The organism is Rhizobium sp. CF122, from assembly GCF_000282035.1.
Classification (GTDB): domain Bacteria; phylum Pseudomonadota; class Alphaproteobacteria; order Rhizobiales; family Rhizobiaceae; genus Rhizobium.
Map to the genome: position 1 here is coordinate 26,416 of NZ_AKKA01000023.1, position 14,653 is coordinate 41,068.

General features: G+C 61.5%; 15 protein-coding genes. 10 read left to right on the forward strand and 5 right to left on the reverse strand.

Going from position 1 to position 14,653, the window contains the following annotated elements; translation table 11 throughout:
* Positions 1-64 precede the first annotated feature (64 nt).
* Entirely contained in the window at positions 65-397 is a 333-nt protein-coding gene (locus PMI09_RS05675; protein WP_007789791.1) for a hypothetical protein, read from the forward strand.
* Here the strand turns inward: PMI09_RS05675 and PMI09_RS05680 are convergent.
* Complete coding sequence (locus PMI09_RS05680; protein WP_007789794.1) at positions 394-1,305, reverse strand: LysR substrate-binding domain-containing protein; 912 nt, start codon at positions 1,303-1,305, stop codon at positions 394-396. The genes PMI09_RS05675 and PMI09_RS05680 overlap by 4 nt on opposite strands.
* A gap of 101 nt (positions 1,306-1,406) precedes the next feature.
* On the opposite strand from PMI09_RS05680, the gene PMI09_RS05685 reads away from it, so the two are divergent.
* On the forward strand, positions 1,407-1,610 hold the full coding sequence (locus PMI09_RS05685) for a hypothetical protein (RefSeq protein WP_007789796.1): 204 nt from the start codon (positions 1,407-1,409) through the stop codon (positions 1,608-1,610).
* A 46-nt stretch (positions 1,611-1,656) separates the two neighbouring features.
* On the opposite strand, the gene xdhB is transcribed toward PMI09_RS05685, so the two are convergent.
* From xdhB to PMI09_RS05700, 3 genes are read right to left on the reverse strand one after another with little or no spacing between them, the layout of a single operon-like run.
* Positions 1,657-3,996 carry a xanthine dehydrogenase molybdopterin binding subunit gene (gene xdhB / locus PMI09_RS05690; protein WP_007789798.1) on the reverse strand — a complete coding sequence of 780 codons (2,340 nt, stop codon included), beginning with the start codon at positions 3,994-3,996 and terminating at the stop codon, positions 1,657-1,659.
* Positions 3,996-5,462: a xanthine dehydrogenase small subunit gene (gene xdhA / locus PMI09_RS05695; protein WP_007789800.1), complete on the reverse strand. Its 1,467-nt coding sequence runs from the start codon at positions 5,460-5,462 to the stop codon at positions 3,996-3,998. Before xdhA ends, xdhB begins: the two co-directional genes overlap by 1 nt.
* A 34-nt stretch (positions 5,463-5,496) precedes the next feature.
* Positions 5,497-6,273, reverse strand: coding sequence for a 3-hydroxybutyrate dehydrogenase (locus PMI09_RS05700; RefSeq protein ID WP_007789802.1), 777 nt, complete (start codon positions 6,271-6,273; stop codon positions 5,497-5,499).
* A 179-nt stretch (positions 6,274-6,452) separates the two neighbouring features.
* Between PMI09_RS05700 and glpK the strand changes: the two genes are divergently transcribed.
* The 8 genes from glpK to map all read left to right on the forward strand — a co-directional run bounded on the left by glpK (position 6,453) and on the right by map (position 14,058).
* Complete coding sequence (gene glpK, locus PMI09_RS05705; RefSeq protein WP_007789804.1) at positions 6,453-7,946, forward strand: glycerol kinase GlpK; 1,494 nt, start codon at positions 6,453-6,455, stop codon at positions 7,944-7,946.
* 252 nt (positions 7,947-8,198) lie between these two features.
* Positions 8,199-9,116 (forward strand): MYG1 family protein, encoded by a 918-nt coding sequence (locus PMI09_RS05710; protein WP_007789806.1) that lies wholly within the window; start codon positions 8,199-8,201, stop codon positions 9,114-9,116.
* A 216-nt stretch (positions 9,117-9,332) separates the two neighbouring features.
* Positions 9,333-9,707 (forward strand): YciI family protein, encoded by a 375-nt coding sequence (locus PMI09_RS05715; RefSeq protein WP_007789807.1) that lies wholly within the window; start codon positions 9,333-9,335, stop codon positions 9,705-9,707.
* A complete protein-coding gene (locus tag PMI09_RS05720; protein ID WP_007789809.1) occupies positions 9,704-10,963 on the forward strand; it encodes an RNA polymerase sigma factor in 1,260 nt (419 codons plus the stop codon). Before PMI09_RS05715 ends, PMI09_RS05720 begins: the two co-directional genes overlap by 4 nt.
* Positions 10,964-11,064: 101 nt before the next feature.
* On the forward strand, positions 11,065-11,532 hold the full coding sequence (locus PMI09_RS05725; protein ID WP_007789810.1) for an SRPBCC family protein: 468 nt from the start codon (positions 11,065-11,067) through the stop codon (positions 11,530-11,532).
* Between the two features lie 30 nt (positions 11,533-11,562).
* Entirely contained in the window at positions 11,563-11,979 is a 417-nt protein-coding gene (locus PMI09_RS05730; protein WP_007789812.1) for a DoxX family protein, read from the forward strand.
* 152 nt (positions 11,980-12,131) lie between these two features.
* Entirely contained in the window at positions 12,132-13,193 is a 1,062-nt protein-coding gene (locus PMI09_RS05735; protein WP_007789814.1) for an LLM class flavin-dependent oxidoreductase, read from the forward strand.
* Between the two features lie 106 nt (positions 13,194-13,299).
* Complete coding sequence (map, locus tag PMI09_RS05740; protein ID WP_007789816.1) at positions 13,300-14,058, forward strand: type I methionyl aminopeptidase; 759 nt, start codon at positions 13,300-13,302, stop codon at positions 14,056-14,058.
* Positions 14,059-14,062: 4 nt separating this feature from the next.
* Here the strand turns inward: map and PMI09_RS05745 are convergent, their stop codons facing one another.
* Entirely contained in the window at positions 14,063-14,632 is a 570-nt protein-coding gene (locus tag PMI09_RS05745) for a PadR family transcriptional regulator (RefSeq protein WP_007789818.1), read from the reverse strand.
* Positions 14,633-14,653: the final 21 nt, after the last annotated feature.

The following is a 14,653-nucleotide window of genomic DNA, read 5'->3' on the forward strand; positions in this document are numbered from 1 at the left end:
GCCGCCGGAATGAGGTGGAAACCGCTTCATTCCGGCGGCGCATTCATCAACGGAGAAGGTGCCAATGCGCAGTATTCTTGTGTGTGTGATGATTGCATTCGCGTCCTGCGCTTACGGCCATGACGCGCCTTCGGGTTGGAGTTATGAGCCCTTCTGTTGCAATGGCGATAGCGAAACCGGGGACTGCCAGATGATCCCGCCGAAAAGCGTGGCGATTACCCCCCATGGCTATCGGGTGACGCTGCTGCCGGGCGATCACCGACTTGTCACGCATGCGCATGTCTTCCTGCTTCCCATGGGAAAGGCCATGCGTTCAGGTGACGGCGACTATCATCTCTGCCTGTTCCCGAACGAGGATACGCCGCGTTGCTTCTACGCGCCACAGATGGGCTACTAGCTGCCCTTGATCTCAGAGACGTTCATTTCCTCGAGAATCCAGTTTCGGAATGCCTTGATCTTAGGAACGTTGCGACGGCTCTCCGGATAGGCCAGCCAGTAGTCCCAATCGTTGTCGCTGCAGACGATTGGAAAAGGCTGGATCAGCCGACCTGCGGCAATGTCATCGCGATAGAACGCGGGCGTCAGGATCGCCACGCCTTGTCCCGCAAGAGCAGCGCTCGCCTCGAAGGACTGTGCGCCGAGCCGGCTGCGCGGCCGGCCCGCGAGGTCGGGATTGTGGACACCGGCCGCCTCGAACCATGAAGCCCACCACGAGTCGCCGGCGTCGATCAGTCGCAGTTTGAGGAGATCACTCGGCTGGCGGATGCCGCCGGCGGCGCTAGCCGCAAGTTCGGGGCTCAGCATCGGCGTGAAATCAATCGCCATCAGCCGATGCGATACAAGGCTCGGCCAGTTTCCCTTGCCGCTACGGATCGCGATGTCGGCGGACTCCCGGGCAAAATCGATCAGCGTATCTGATGTGCGCAGGCGTACGGCGGTCGCCGGATACTTGAGATGGAACGAGCCGAGGTGACGTGCCAGCCATTGCGAGGCGAATGTCGGGGTAGAGTGAATAAGCAGCGTTTCCTCGGCAGCGCCCCGAACCGAGGCCATCGCTTCGTGCAACATGGCGAAGGCTTCGGTCACTTTGGGTGCCAGCCGCTCGCCGGCGTCGGTCAGCCTGATGTGGCGTGGGCGCCGCATGAAGAGGGGCTCGCCGATATTCTCTTCCAGCAGCTTCACCTGGTAGCTGACGGCCGTCTGCGTCATGCCGAGCTCTTCGCCGGCCTTGGTAAAACTACCGAGCCTCGCGACCGCCTCGAAGACCCGCAGCGCGTTCAGGGGAAACTGTTTCGACAGCTTCATGGATAAGTTCTCTTTATGTGTCCAGACGATCGTTCGATTGGAATTGCAGCATTTATTGGCGCAGTCTGCAACCCAACGGATCAAATTGTCGAGGTGATGTTATGGATTGCGCCGCTATCGAACAGGACAGGCAGGCAAGGGCTGCCGGGACTTTCAGTTGGCTGTCCGACCTTGGCCGGAGACTGCTGCGCCGGCTTTCGGGATGGGACCGGCTGGAACTCGAGGGTATGCCGGATCGCGTCAAGCGCGATCTCGGTTTCATGGACGGGCGCGAGCCGCGCTACAACAGGGAGTTCCGGCGGTAGGCCGTGAGGTTGGCGTGGCAGTGCCCCGAGGTATTGCCACTTTAGCCTATGCCTTCTTCATTCTCTCCACGGCCATCAATACCCGCTCGGGCGTCGCCGGCGCATCGAGCCGCGGGCAGAGCTTGTAGTTGGCAACGCTGGCGACCGCCATCGAAAGCGCCTCGAGCACCGAAATCGCCAGCATGAAGGGTGGTTCGCCCACCGCCTTGGATCGGCCGATCGTATGCTCGGCATTCTCCGACCACTCGGCCAGCCGGACGTTGAAGATCTTCGGCCGATCGGAGGCGAGGGGGATCTTGTAGGTCGAGGGGGCGTGCGTGCGCAGCCGGCCCTTGTCGTCCCACCAGAGTTCTTCCGTGGTCAGCCAGCCCATACCCTGAACGAACGCGCCCTCGACCTGGCCGATATCGATCACCGGGTTCAGCGAGCGGCCGACATCGTGCAGGATATCGGTGCGTTCGATCATGTATTCGCCTGTCAGCGTATCAATCGATACCTCCGAGCAGGCCGCGCCATAGGAATAATAGTAGAACGGCGTGCCGCGGCCGGCGGCCCGGTCCCAGTGGATCTTCGGGGTCTTGTAGAACCCGGCAGCGGAAAGCTGCACACGGGCGAAGTAGGCCTGCTTGACGAAGTCGGGGAAGGGGAACTCCTTGTCGCCAACCCGCACGCGGTTCGGCAGGAAGACTACGTCCGTCGGAGGTACAGCCCATTTTTCGGCGGCAAAGGCGACCAGCCGTTCCTTGATCTGGCGGGCGGCATCGTAGGCGGCCATGCCGTTCAGATCCGATCCGGACGATGCCGCCGTGGCCGAGGTGTTCGGCACCTTGCCTGTTGTCGTTGCCGTGATCTTTATCCGCTCGATGTCCACCTGGAAGCTGTCGGCCAGCACCTGCGCCACCTTCGTGTAGAGGCCCTGGCCCATCTCGGTGCCGCCATGGTTCAGATGGATCGAGCCATCCTGATAGACGTGAACGAGGGCGCCAGCCTGGTTAAAGGCCGTCATGGTGAAGGAGATGCCGAACTTCACCGGCGTCAGTGCAATGCCCTTTCGGATGTAACGGTTGTTGCGGTTGAACTCGATGATTGCGTTGCGGCGCGCCTGATAGTCGGCGCTGTCTTCAAGCTCGTCGACGATCCGGCCGATGATGTTGCCTTCGACCTCCTGATGATAGGGGGTGAGCGTGCGACCGGAGCCGGGCTGTCCGTAAAAGTTCAGCTTGCGGATCTTTAGCGGGTCCTTGCCGAGCGCATAGGCGATTTCCTCGATAAAGCGCTCTCCGCCCAACATGCCCTGTGGGCCGCCGAAGCCACGGAAGGCGGTGTTCGAGACGGTGTGAGTCTTCAGCGGCTTCGATGCTAGGTGAACATGCGGGTAGAAATAGCTGGAATCCGCATGAAACAGCGCGCGGTCCGTGACCGGCCCCGAAAGATCGGAAGAAAAGCCGCAGCGGGCCGCGTAGGTTGCATCGACCGCGTGGATTCGCCCGTCTTCGTCGAAGCCAAGTTCGTAGTCGACAAGGAAGTCATGGCGCTTGCCGGTGGCAGCCATATCCTCGTCGCGGTCGGGCCGGAACTTGATGGCACGCTTCAGCTTTTTGGCGGCAATCGCCGCCAGAGCTGCGAACTGGTTGCCCTGCGTTTCCTTGCCGCCGAAGCCGCCGCCCATGCGGCGAACGTTCACGGTCACCGCGTTCGACGGGATATCGAGAACATGACCGACGATATGCTGGATCTCGCTCGGATGCTGGGTCGATGACCAGACGGTAACCTCGTCGTCTTCGCCGGGGATCGCCATGGCAATATGGCTTTCGAGATAGAAATGTTCCTGGCCGCCGATCCGCATCTGGCCCTTCAGGCGCCGCGGCGCGTTCTCCATTTCCGTCTTGGCGTCGCCGCGCTGCAGGGTCATCGGCGTGACGACGAGGGGGCTGCCGTTGGCGAGCGCGCCATCGATATCGCTCCAGTGGGGCAGGTCGCGGTACTCGATCTTGGCCTTGCGGGCGGCTCGCCGGGCAATCTCGCGCGTTTCGGCGATGACGGCAAAGATCGGCTGGTTGTGGAATTCGACCTTCTTTTCGGCAAGCAGCGGCTCATCGTGGCTGCCGTTCGAGCTGACATCATTGACGCCGGGAACGTCCTTGCCGGTGAACACCCAGACGACGCCGGGCGTCGCCTTGACCTCGGAAAGATCCATGCTGACGATCTCGGCGTGGGCTCGATCGGACAAGCCGAGCGCGCCATGCAGCAGCCCGGTGGGCTCTGGCAGATCGTCGATGTAGTCGGCAGCTCCGGTAACGTGCTTGTGGGCGGAATCGTGGCGCAGCGCATCGTGCATCGCGCCATTGATGATGAATTTTGGGTCTGCGAAGGTCGACTTGTCCATTACGCAACCTCCTCGAAGCGATGGAGCTCGGCCGGTGCGCCGGAGGTTTCCAAGAAGAAGCGCGTTAAAAGGTTCTTTGCCGTCAGCTGACGATACTCGGCCGTTGCGCGCCAGTCGGTCAGGGGCTGGAAGTCGGCGTCGAACTCTGCGCGCGTCGCCTCGATCGTTGCTTCGTTCCACGGCTTGCCCATGAGGGCGTTTTCGACGTGGCGCGCGCGCTTCGGCGTGGCGGCCATGCCGCCGAAGGCGATGCGGATGTCGTTGACGTCTCCCTCCGTATCCAAGGTCAGATAGAAGGCGCCAAGAACCGCGGTGATGTCCTCGTCACGGCGCTTGCTGATCTTGTAGACGGCGAATTGGGTGTCCTCGGCCGGATAGGGCACGAAGATGCTCTCGACGAATTCGCCGCGGCGGCGATCCTGCTTGCCGTAGTCAATGAAGAAATCCTCGAGACGCAGCATTCGGGTCCCGGCCAGAGAGCGCAGCTTTACGGTTGCGCCAAGGGCAATCAAGGGCGGCGGCGTGTCGCCGATCGGCGAACCATTCGCGATATTGCCGCCGATCGTGCCCATGTTGCGCACCTGATCGCCGCCGATACGGTTGATGAGGCGGCCAAGGGTCGGCACCTTGCGGGCGATGGTCTCGAAGGCGCGGGTGTAGGTGACGCCGGCACCGATGGTGAAGCCGCCGTCGCCAGATGTGATCGACTGCAGGTCTGTCAGGTGGTTTATGAAGACGACAGGGTCCAGGGCGCGCATCTGCTTCGTCACCCACAGGCCAACATCGGTGGCCCCTGCAACAAGAGTGGCGGTGGGCTCTTCGGACAGCACGCGCGCCAGCGCGTCCAGCGAACCCGGCACGACCAGCCGGCCTTCGGCCGTCGTGATCGAGATGGTCTGGCTGTTCCGCATTGCCCAGAGGCGGGAGATGATATCGGAGCGGGTCTTTTCGAGCGGGTCGAAGAGCGCGCTCGGGCGGGTGTGGCTCACCTGCTCGGCGGCCTTCACGATCGGCTCGTAACCGGTGCAGCGACAGAGATTGCCTTGCAGGGCCTTTTCAATGTCAGCGCGGCTCGGCTTGTCGTTGGAAAGCCAGAGGCCATACATCGACATGACGAAACCCGGCGTGCAGAAGCCGCACTGCGAGCCGTGGCAATCGACCAAGGCCTGCTGCACCGGATGCAGCGTTCCATCCTTGGCCGCCAGATGCTCCACCGTGACGACATGGGTGGCGTTGAGCGACCCCATGAAGCGGATGCAGGCATTGACGGACTCATAGTGCAGCTTGCCGTCGATCAGCCGTCCGACAAGGACGGTGCAAGCGCCGCAATCTCCTTCCGCGCATCCTTCCTTCGTGCCGGTCAGCCGGCGCTTCAACCGGAGATAATCGAGAAGCGTCTCGGTCGGCCGGACATCGCCAAGCGTGACGTCCTCGCCATTCAGGATGAAGCGGATGCTGTCGTTCATGTGGTTCCCTGGTTTTTATGCTTATCTTGAATGGTTATGCCGCGGTCCAGCCACCGTCAATCGAGATGTGGGTACCCGTCACCTGCCGGGCTTCGTCGCTTGCGAGGTAGAGAGCCAGCGCGCCAATCTCCTCCGCCTTGACGAATTCATGCGTCGGCTGGGCCTTGAGGATCACTTCGGTCTTGACCTGCTCCTCGGTCATGCCGCGTGCCTTGGCCGTATCCGGTATCTGCTTCTCGACGAGGGGCGTCAGCACGTAGCCCGGGCAGATCGCGTTCACGGTCACGCCAAATTCGGCAAGCTCCAGTGCCGCGGTCTTCGTCAGGCCCAATATACCATGCTTTGCCGCCACATAGGCGGATTTGAACGGCGAGGCGACCAAGCCGTGCGCGGAGGCGATGTTGATGATCCGCCCTTGGCTTTTCGCCTTCATCAGCGGAATGGCCGCCCGCATGGTATGGAACGAGCTGGACAGATTGATCGCAATGATCTGGTCCCACTTTTCGATCGGGAAATCCTCGATCTTTTCCACATGCTGAATGCCCGCATTGTTGACCAGCACATCGACGCTGCCGAAGGTCTTGGCGGCTGTTTCGATCAGATCCGCGATTTCAGCCGGCTTTGTCATGTCTGCCGGATGGTGGGTCACCTTCGCCTTCGAGACGGATTCAAGTTTCTCGACGATCGCCTTGATTTCCTCGGGCTTTCCAAAGCCGTTGATGACGACGTTGTCGCCCTTGCCGGCAAAGGCTGTTGCGATCGCAAGCCCGATGCCGCTGGTGGATCCGGTGACGACGACTGTTCTTGCCATGCTCTTCTCCTAAAGCCGTTTTGCGACGCAATAGAGCTGAGGTTATGCGCAAAGCATCTCTGCTGGCAATTGCGATCACGGCAAATCTCTTGTGTCGAAGAGGCGGTGAGGTTCTTTCCTCGCCCGCCGTCCTGTCCTATTGATTTTTCCCGATAATCACGATCTTGGGGAGGACTGGCATGAGCGGATATGTTCTGGCGATCGATCAGGGGACGACGTCGACGCGGGCGATCGTTTTCGACGGCGAGATGAAGATCGCCGGTGCGGGCCAGAAGGAATTCCGTCAGATCTACCCTCAATCCGGTTGGGTCGAGCACGATCCGGAGGAAATCTGGGATTCCGTGGTCTCGACCATCAAGATGGCGATCCGCGAGGCGAGGATCGAGGCAAAGGACATTGCGGCGCTCGGCATTACCAACCAGCGCGAGACCGTGCTCGTCTGGGAGCGCGACAGCGGCAAGCCGATCCACAACGCGATCGTCTGGCAGGACCGCCGCACGGCAAGCTATTGCGACAAGCTTAAGAGGCAGGATCTCGAAAAGACCTTCACCAGGAAGACCGGCCTTCTCCTCGATCCATATTTCTCCGGCACCAAGCTCTCGTGGCTGCTTGCCAACGTCAAGGGCGCGCGGGCGCGTGCCGCCAAGGGGGAGTTATGCTTCGGGACCGTCGATACTTTCCTGATCTGGCGGCTGACCGGCGGCAAGGTGTTTGCGACCGATGCGACGAACGCTTCCCGCACGCTGATCTACAACATTGCCGACAACAAGTGGGACGCGGATCTCCTCGATATCCTGCGTGTTCCCGCAGCGATGCTGCCTGAGGTAAAGGATTGTGCCGATGATTTCGGCATTACCGAGAAAGCTATCCTTGGCGCCGAGATCCCGATCCTCGGCGTTGCCGGCGACCAGCATGCCGCGACCATCGGGCAGGCCTGCTTCGAGCCCGGCATGATGAAGTCCACCTACGGCACCGGCTGTTTCGCATTGCTCAACACCGGAAGCGACATTGTTCGTTCGAAGAACCGGTTGCTGACGACCATCGCCTATCGGCTGAACGGCGAGACGACCTATGCGCTCGAAGGCTCGATCTTCATCGCGGGTGCTGCCGTGCAATGGCTTCGCGACGGGCTCGGCATCATCGATACGGCCTCGCGCACGGGGGAACTTGCCGATGCCGCCGACCCGACGCAGGAGGTCTATCTGGTTCCCGCCTTCACCGGGCTTGGCGCGCCGCATTGGGATGCGAATGCCCGCGGGGCGATTTTCGGCCTGACGCGCAACAGCGGCCCGAAGGAATTCGCCCGCGCCGCGCTCGAAGCGGTCTGCTATCAGTCCCGCGATCTGCTCGACGCCATGCACAAAGATTGGAAGGGCGGTGTGGAGAGCACCGTCCTTCGCGTCGATGGCGGCATGGTCGCTTCCGATTGGACGATGCAGCGGCTTGCCGACATTCTCGATGCGCCCGTCGACCGGCCAGTCATCCTCGAGACCACGGCGCTTGGCGCTGCCTGGCTTGCCGGTAGCCGGGCCGGTGTCTGGCCGGACCGCGTAGGCTTTGCCAAGAGCTGGAAGCGCGACCGCCGTTTTGAACCCGACATGGACGAGAAGACGCGCGCCGCAAAGCTCAAGGGGTGGCGTAGCGCCGTCAAGCGCACGCTCGCCGATCTGTGACGCGCGCAAGGCGGCAGGCAGGCGGAACGGGGCTCATTCGTGTCTCGGATGTGAGGCGTGAGATTGCAGAGCAGTTCCGGCCAGGCGGCTTGATGGCGCCGACGTAGACGCCACGGCCGGGATGATACCGCGGCTTTTCCATCGCGAGCCAAAACAGGATTTGGGCCAATGACGGGTTGAGATGGCAGCCAGCAATGGTTATGTGCTGCCAACCGCAAGCGGACTTCTGCAAACAACAAGGCGCATCCTGGCATGAATCCAGATTTCCTCGTCACCCATTCCGGTGGCTTCCATGCCGATGAAGTGCTGTCGAGCGTCATCCTGACCCGTCTTTTCCTGCAGGCTCGTGTGATCCGCAGCAGGGCGCCGGAGTGGATCACGCCGGGCGCCGACCGCATCATCTATGACGTCGGGGGTGCATATGACGCCTCAAAGGGCATCTTCGACCACCATCAGCGTGGCGCGCCGCTGCGAGAGGACGGGCAGCCCTACAGCTCGTTTGGGCTGATCTGGAAGCACTACGGCCGCGACTACCTGGTTGCCACCGGCGTTCCCGAAGCCCACGTCGAGGCATTGCATACCTCGTTCGATCTCGCTTTCGTGCTGCCGATCGATCTCACGGACAATGGCGCGCTCAGCCCGTCAGGGCCGATCGCCGGTCTGACGCTGCCGGCCTTGCTGGAAACCTTGAAGCCGGTTTTCGACGATACCGATCCGGATGCCGATGATCGCAAATTTCAAGATGCCGTGGCCATCGCCCGCAGCTTTGTCGAGGCGAAGATCGCCCAAAGCGCTGCCAAATTGCGGGCCGAAGCGCTCGTCCTTCAAGCCATAGAACGTACCGGGCAAGGGCGTGTTCTCGAACTTCCGACGGGAATGCCTTTCCGTCCCGCCATCGTGAAGGCGCGCGCCGATCACCTGCTCTTTGTCGTTCATCCGCGAGAAAAGGATTGGTGCGTCACCGGCATCCGCCGCGGGGATGAGGGGTTCGAACTTCGGGCGGATCTGCCGGCTGCCTGGGCAGGCCTGACCAATCACGATCTGGAGGCGGTCTGCGGCGTTCAGGGCGCAACCTTCTGCCACAACGGTCGCTTCGTCGCCGCTGCCAAGACTCGCGAAGCCGCATTGGCGATGGCGGAGCTGGCTGTGCAGGAAGCCCTTGCCGTCTGAGCCGTGAGCTGAGGTAGGCGTAACACTCTTCGGTCTGGCAGCTGCCTGCCAAGATGGCCGCGAGGTGCGCGCCCGTCCGTTTGTGTTATGTCGCATTCGCCGCCTTCAGCTGCTGCCGGCGAACACTTAACCATCTCCGTCTACACGCTGTAATTTTTTGCTGCGTCCTGTCGGATGTCGCGTTACTCCTTCGTCATTCAGGAAGAGGAGTACGACATGCTTTATGCAATCCTTTGTTATGCCAATGAAGAGACCGTGTTCTCCTGGACCAAGGAGGAAGAGGACGCCGTTATGGCGAAGCTCTACGCTGTTCAGGCACCCTTGGCCGAGCGCGGCAAGCTTGGTCCGGTGGGCCGGCTGATGCCGACGACGGCGGCGACCACCGTGCGCAAGGGCAAGGAGGAGCCGCTGGTTCTTGACGGTCCCTTCGCAGAAACGAAGGAAGCGCTCCTCGGTTTTTACGTGGTTGATTTCGATACGCTGGAGGAGGCGGTCGCCTTCTCCAAGGAGCTTTCCGTGGTCAATCCCGGTTCCACCTCTTATGAAATTCGGCCGTTCTACGTGTTCCGGCCGGGAGCTTCTGCGACATGACAGACATTGCCTGGATCGACGTGACGCTTGCTTCGGCCCGACCGAAGGCGCTTGGCGCGCTGCTCAGATACTTCCGCGATCTCGACATCGCGGAAGAGGCCTTCCAGGAGGCCTGCCTGCGCGCCATCCGCACCTGGCCGGACAAGGGGCCGCCGCGCGATCCGACGGCATGGCTGATCTTCGTCGGACGCAACAGCGGCATCGATGCGGTCCGCAAGCGCTCGAAGACCCAGGCGCTTCCCGATGAGGAGCTGATCTCCGATACCGGCGACGCCGAAAGCGACATCGCCGAGCGGCTGGACGATTCCAACTACCGCGACGATATCCTGCGGCTGCTCTTCATCTGCTGCCATCCGGATCTGCCGGCAACGCAGCAGATCGCACTGGCGCTGCGGATCGTCTCGGGGCTTACCGTCCAGCAGATCGCGCGTGCCTTCCTCGTCGGCGAAAGCGCGATGGAGCAGCGGATCACGCGAGCCAAGGCGCGCGTTGCCAAGGCCGGCGTGCCCTTTGAGACGCCGGATGCGCAGGAACGGGCCGAGCGGCTCTCGATCGTCAGCACGATGATCTACCTTGTTTTCAACGAGGGCTACAGCCAGGCCGATCCGAAGCACGAAGCATGTGCCTTTAGCGACGAGGCGATCCGGCTCGCGCGGCTGCTGCTGCGCATTTTCCCCGGTGAGCCCGAGCTGATGGGCCTGCTGGCGCTGATGCTTCTGCAGATTTCGCGGCGCCAGGCCCGCTTCAACGGCGAAAACGACATCGTGCTGCTCGAGGATCAGGATCGCTCGCTGTGGAATCGCGAGCTGATCAACGAGGCGCTGGCGCTGCTCGACAAGGCGATCCGCCATCGCCAACCGGGACCCTACCAGCTGCAGGCGGCGATCGCGGCGCTGCATTCACGTGCCAAGCGTGCCGAGGATACCGATTGGGAAGAGATCGAGCTGCTTTATCGGGCGCTGGAGCGTGTTCAGCCGTCGCCTGTCATTACGCTTAACCGCGCCGTTGCCGTCTCGAAGCTCAAAGGGCCGGAAGAAGCGCTGGCGCTCGTCGAAACACTCGGCGAAAAGCTCGGCGGTTACTTCTATTACCACGGCCTGCGTGGCGGCTTGCTAAAGCAGCTCGGCCGCGCTCACGAGGCGCATGAGGCGTTCGACCGCGCCATTGCGCTTGCTCATTCCGCAGCGGAAGCCGCCCACATCCGCCAACAGATCGACAGCCTCGTCCATGGGGCCGCGCAACCGATCGCGAAATAATTCTCAAAAAGTCAGATCCGGTTGTCGGAACCGGAAAACCTCCCACGTCTTTGTAACAACCTGATCGAAAACAGGTTTCGCTCAACAGGAGGAAGGCTGAAATGACCGCAGAAGCTCAACATGAACTGATTCTCGTCCGTGAATTCGATGCCCCGCGCGAGAAGATTTTCAAGGCCTGGACCGATCCTGTCTTGATGAAGGAATGGTTCGTCCCGCGTCCCTGGACCCTGTCTGATGTGAAGGTCGATCTACGCCCGGGCGGATCAAACCTCATCGTCATGCGCAGCCCCGAAGGCCAGGAATTTCCCAACCGCGGCGTCTATCTGGAGATCGTCGAAAACGAGAAGATCGTCTTCACTGATGCTTTCGCCAGCGCCTGGGTACCGTCCGAAAAGCCGTTCTTCGTCGGCATCATTCTGCTCGAAGACCTCGGCAACGGGCGCACGAAATACACCGCCAAGGCCCGGCATTGGACGGCGGCCGACAAGGAACAGCACGAGCAGATGGGCTTCCACGAGGGCTGGGGCAAATGCGCCGACCAGCTCGCCGAGCTGCTTCCCAGGATCTGAAATCGGGAATCGAAACAGGGGGATAGGGGCATGTCTGCAATTGTTGATTCACATGCGCGGCTTCCGCGTTGGCAAACTGTTACTGGCACTGTCATGAGCGGGCTGATCGTCGCCTTTCTCGTTTTCGACGGGGCGATCAAGCTTGTGCCGATCGCGCCGGTTACGGAAACGATGACGGCGCTCGGCTACTCGGGCGATCCGATGCTGGCCCGAGGTCTGGGTATCGTGACGCTGTTGTGCGCGCTGCTTTACGCAATTCCACGCACGTCGGTGCTCGGGGCGATCCTGCTTACGGGTTTGCTCGGCGGTGCGATCGCGACGCATCTGCGCGTCGGGAGCCCGATCTTTTCGCACCTGCTGTTCGGCGTTTATCTCGGGCTGATTGCCTGGGGAGGTCTTTATCTCAGATACGAAGCCGTTCGGAAAATGATTCCATTCAAGCTTTGAAGTCGTTGATTTCAGAATCAAAGTTCGCCGCGATCCCCGGGTCGCGGCGGTGCTGCCTATCGATATTCTCGAACGATCGGTTCCAGAATTTATATTTGCGCTGAGGCCGCTCCATCCTTATCTCCATCTGTAGATTCAACGGGATGCGAGCCATGGAACTAGGCCTCTACACCTTTGCCGACGTGAACCCGAATCCGAGCCGAGGCAAGGGTGAGGAAGGGGCCGAGCGACTGAAGCATCTGCTCGAAGAAATCGAACTCGCCGATCAGGTCGGGCTCGATGTGTTCGGGTTGGGCGAGCATCACCGGCCAGACTATGCGGCTTCCGCTCCCGCCGTCGCTTTGGCTGCCGCTGCCGTGAAGACCAAGAACATCCGGCTGACCAGTGCGGTGACCGTGCTGAGCTCGGACGATCCCGTGCGGGTCTTCCAGCAGTTCGCGACACTCGATCTGCTTTCCAATGGACGTGCCGAGATCATGGCGGGGCGAGGCTCGTTCATCGAGTCCTTCCCTCTCTTCGGCTACAATCTGGAAGATTACGATCAGTTGTTCGAGGAAAAGCTCGACCTGCTGGTGGCCCTGCGCGACAACGAGACGGTCAGTTGGTCGGGCGAACTGCGTGCGCCGATCAATGGGCGCGGGGTTTATCCGCGGCCGCTGCAGGATCCCTTGCCTTTGTGGATCGCCGTCGGCGGCACGCCGCAATCGGTAGCGCGTGCAGGCGCGATGGGCCTGCCGGTGGCGCTGGCGATCATCGGCGGCGAGCCACGGCGCTTCGCACCGCTGTTTGATCTCTACCGCGAGGCGGCCCGCCGGGCCGGGCAGGAGGCGTCGAAGCTCAAGACCAGCATCAACGTCCACGGGTTCATTGCGGACACGACGGACGTTGCTGCCGATCAGTTCTACGGCCCGCAGGCCGAGGTCATGAACCGGATTGGCCGCGAACGTGGCTGGGGACCGACGAACCGGGCACATTTCGACATATCGCGCGGGCCGAACGGCGCGCTCTTCGTCGGTGAGCCGGAACTGGTGGCGGAAAAGATCATCGCGCATCACCGGCTCTTCAAGAACGACCGCTTTTTGCTGCAGATGGCGATCGGCCTGATGCCCCATGATCAGATCATGCGCGGCATCGAATTGTACGGCACGAAAGTCGCGCCGATCGTCAGAAAGGCATTGACTGAAAGCGACGAAGAGGCGAAAGCCACCGCCTGAAGCTGGAGCATGATGCCGTAAAGGATGAATTGGATTCCCAACGCCGTCGTGCTCTCATCCTGATCGAGAGCCGGCCGACCGGCCGAAGAAGGCCGGGTAGAGATTCATGATCATCGAAAACGAAGACGAACTCCTCAAGCTGAAGGAAATCGGCCGTATCTGCGCCAATGCCCTGCAGGTGATGGGGGCGTCACTGGAGCCCGGCATCACGACCCTGGAGCTCGATCAGATCGGCCGCAAGGTGCTCGAGGAGGCCGGCGCACGCTCCGCGCCCGAGCTTTGCTATCAGTTTCCCGGGGCTACCTGCATCAGCGTCAACGAAGAGATCGCCCATGGCATTCCGGGGCCGCGCATCATTCGCCCGGGAGATCTCGTCAATATCGACGTCTCCGCCGAGAAGGATGGATTCTTTTCCGATACCGGCGCGTCCTTCAGCCTTCCACCGCACAAGTCGAAGATCGAAAAGCTCTGCCGCGACGGTAAAAGGGCGCTGTGGGTTGGCCTAAACCAGGTGAAATCGGGCGAGCCGCTCGCCAAGATCGGCCAGGCCGTCGGCGCCTTCGCCCTGAAAAACCGCTATACCCTTGTCGCCAATCTGGCGAGCCACGGGATCGGCCGTTCGCTGCATGAGGAGCCGGCCGAGCTCTCGACCTGGCCGGATCCATCCGAGAAGCGGATGATAACGGAAGGCCTTGTCTTCACGGTCGAGCCGTTCCTCTCGCTTGGCGCAACATGGGCGGAGGGGGGCGACGACGCCTGGACGCTCTACGGGGAGCCTGAGGCTCCGACCGTGCAATACGAACACACGGTCGTCGCCACGCGAAATGGTCCGCTGATCCTGACGCTGCCGGAAGGCGGCGCTTGAGGCCTCACTCGCCCGAACGGCCGCCGGCAAGAATTTCGCCGGCCGCGCGCTCCAGAATGCCAGCGATGCGCTTGGCCTCGTCCTTCGACCAGGGGTAACGCAGGCGAAGCGCCGATTTTAGCAGCATGCGCGCAGTTGCGACCTCGCTCTTGTCTTCCGGAAAGCCGTCCTCATCCCGATCGCCATTGCGGCTTTCGGGGTCAAATATCTTGCGCACGTGCGCCATCTTCGCGCCGATCTTCTCCAATTTTCCGAGCGTCATGTCGATCATCGTTTGGTTCTCTTCGACGAGCCTGCGGCCACTCTCCGTGATGCGATAGAGCTTCTTGGTGCCCTCGCTCTCCACGTCAGCAAGGCCGGTTTCTTCCAGGTAGGTCAGTGCCGGATAGATCACGCCCGGGCTTGGAACATAGAAGCCACCCGAACGCTCTTCCAAGAGCTTGATAAGCTCGTAGCCATGGCGGGGCTGTTCCACCAACAGGGCCAGGATCACCAGTTGCAGGTCGCCTGACGCAAATTTCCGCCCCATGCGAAAACCGCCACCACCCATCATTCCACCTCTAAAACCTCTCATAGGTCACTCCTTAGATGTATC

What these genes read in the sequence shown, in the direction of transcription:
- PMI09_RS05675 (WP_007789791.1), top strand. Translation starts at nt 65, where the DNA reads ATGCGCAGTATTCTTGTGTGTGTGATGATTGCATTCGCGTCCTGCGCT.
- PMI09_RS05680 (WP_007789794.1), bottom strand. Translation starts at nt 1,305, where the DNA reads ATGAAGCTGTCGAAACAGTTTCCCCTGAACGCGCTGCGGGTCTTCGAG.
- PMI09_RS05685 (WP_007789796.1), top strand. Translation starts at nt 1,407, where the DNA reads ATGGATTGCGCCGCTATCGAACAGGACAGGCAGGCAAGGGCTGCCGGG.
- xdhB (WP_007789798.1), bottom strand. Translation starts at nt 3,996, where the DNA reads ATGGACAAGTCGACCTTCGCAGACCCAAAATTCATCATCAATGGCGCG.
- xdhA (WP_007789800.1), bottom strand. Translation starts at nt 5,462, where the DNA reads ATGAACGACAGCATCCGCTTCATCCTGAATGGCGAGGACGTCACGCTT.
- PMI09_RS05700 (WP_007789802.1), bottom strand. Translation starts at nt 6,273, where the DNA reads ATGGCAAGAACAGTCGTCGTCACCGGATCCACCAGCGGCATCGGGCTT.
- glpK (WP_007789804.1), top strand. Translation starts at nt 6,453, where the DNA reads ATGAGCGGATATGTTCTGGCGATCGATCAGGGGACGACGTCGACGCGG.
- PMI09_RS05710 (WP_007789806.1), top strand. Translation starts at nt 8,199, where the DNA reads ATGAATCCAGATTTCCTCGTCACCCATTCCGGTGGCTTCCATGCCGAT.
- PMI09_RS05715 (WP_007789807.1), top strand. Translation starts at nt 9,333, where the DNA reads ATGCTTTATGCAATCCTTTGTTATGCCAATGAAGAGACCGTGTTCTCC.
- PMI09_RS05720 (WP_007789809.1), top strand. Translation starts at nt 9,704, where the DNA reads ATGACAGACATTGCCTGGATCGACGTGACGCTTGCTTCGGCCCGACCG.
- PMI09_RS05725 (WP_007789810.1), top strand. Translation starts at nt 11,065, where the DNA reads ATGACCGCAGAAGCTCAACATGAACTGATTCTCGTCCGTGAATTCGAT.
- PMI09_RS05730 (WP_007789812.1), top strand. Translation starts at nt 11,563, where the DNA reads ATGTCTGCAATTGTTGATTCACATGCGCGGCTTCCGCGTTGGCAAACT.
- PMI09_RS05735 (WP_007789814.1), top strand. Translation starts at nt 12,132, where the DNA reads ATGGAACTAGGCCTCTACACCTTTGCCGACGTGAACCCGAATCCGAGC.
- map (WP_007789816.1), top strand. Translation starts at nt 13,300, where the DNA reads ATGATCATCGAAAACGAAGACGAACTCCTCAAGCTGAAGGAAATCGGC.
- PMI09_RS05745 (WP_007789818.1), bottom strand. Translation starts at nt 14,632, where the DNA reads ATGAGAGGTTTTAGAGGTGGAATGATGGGTGGTGGCGGTTTTCGCATG.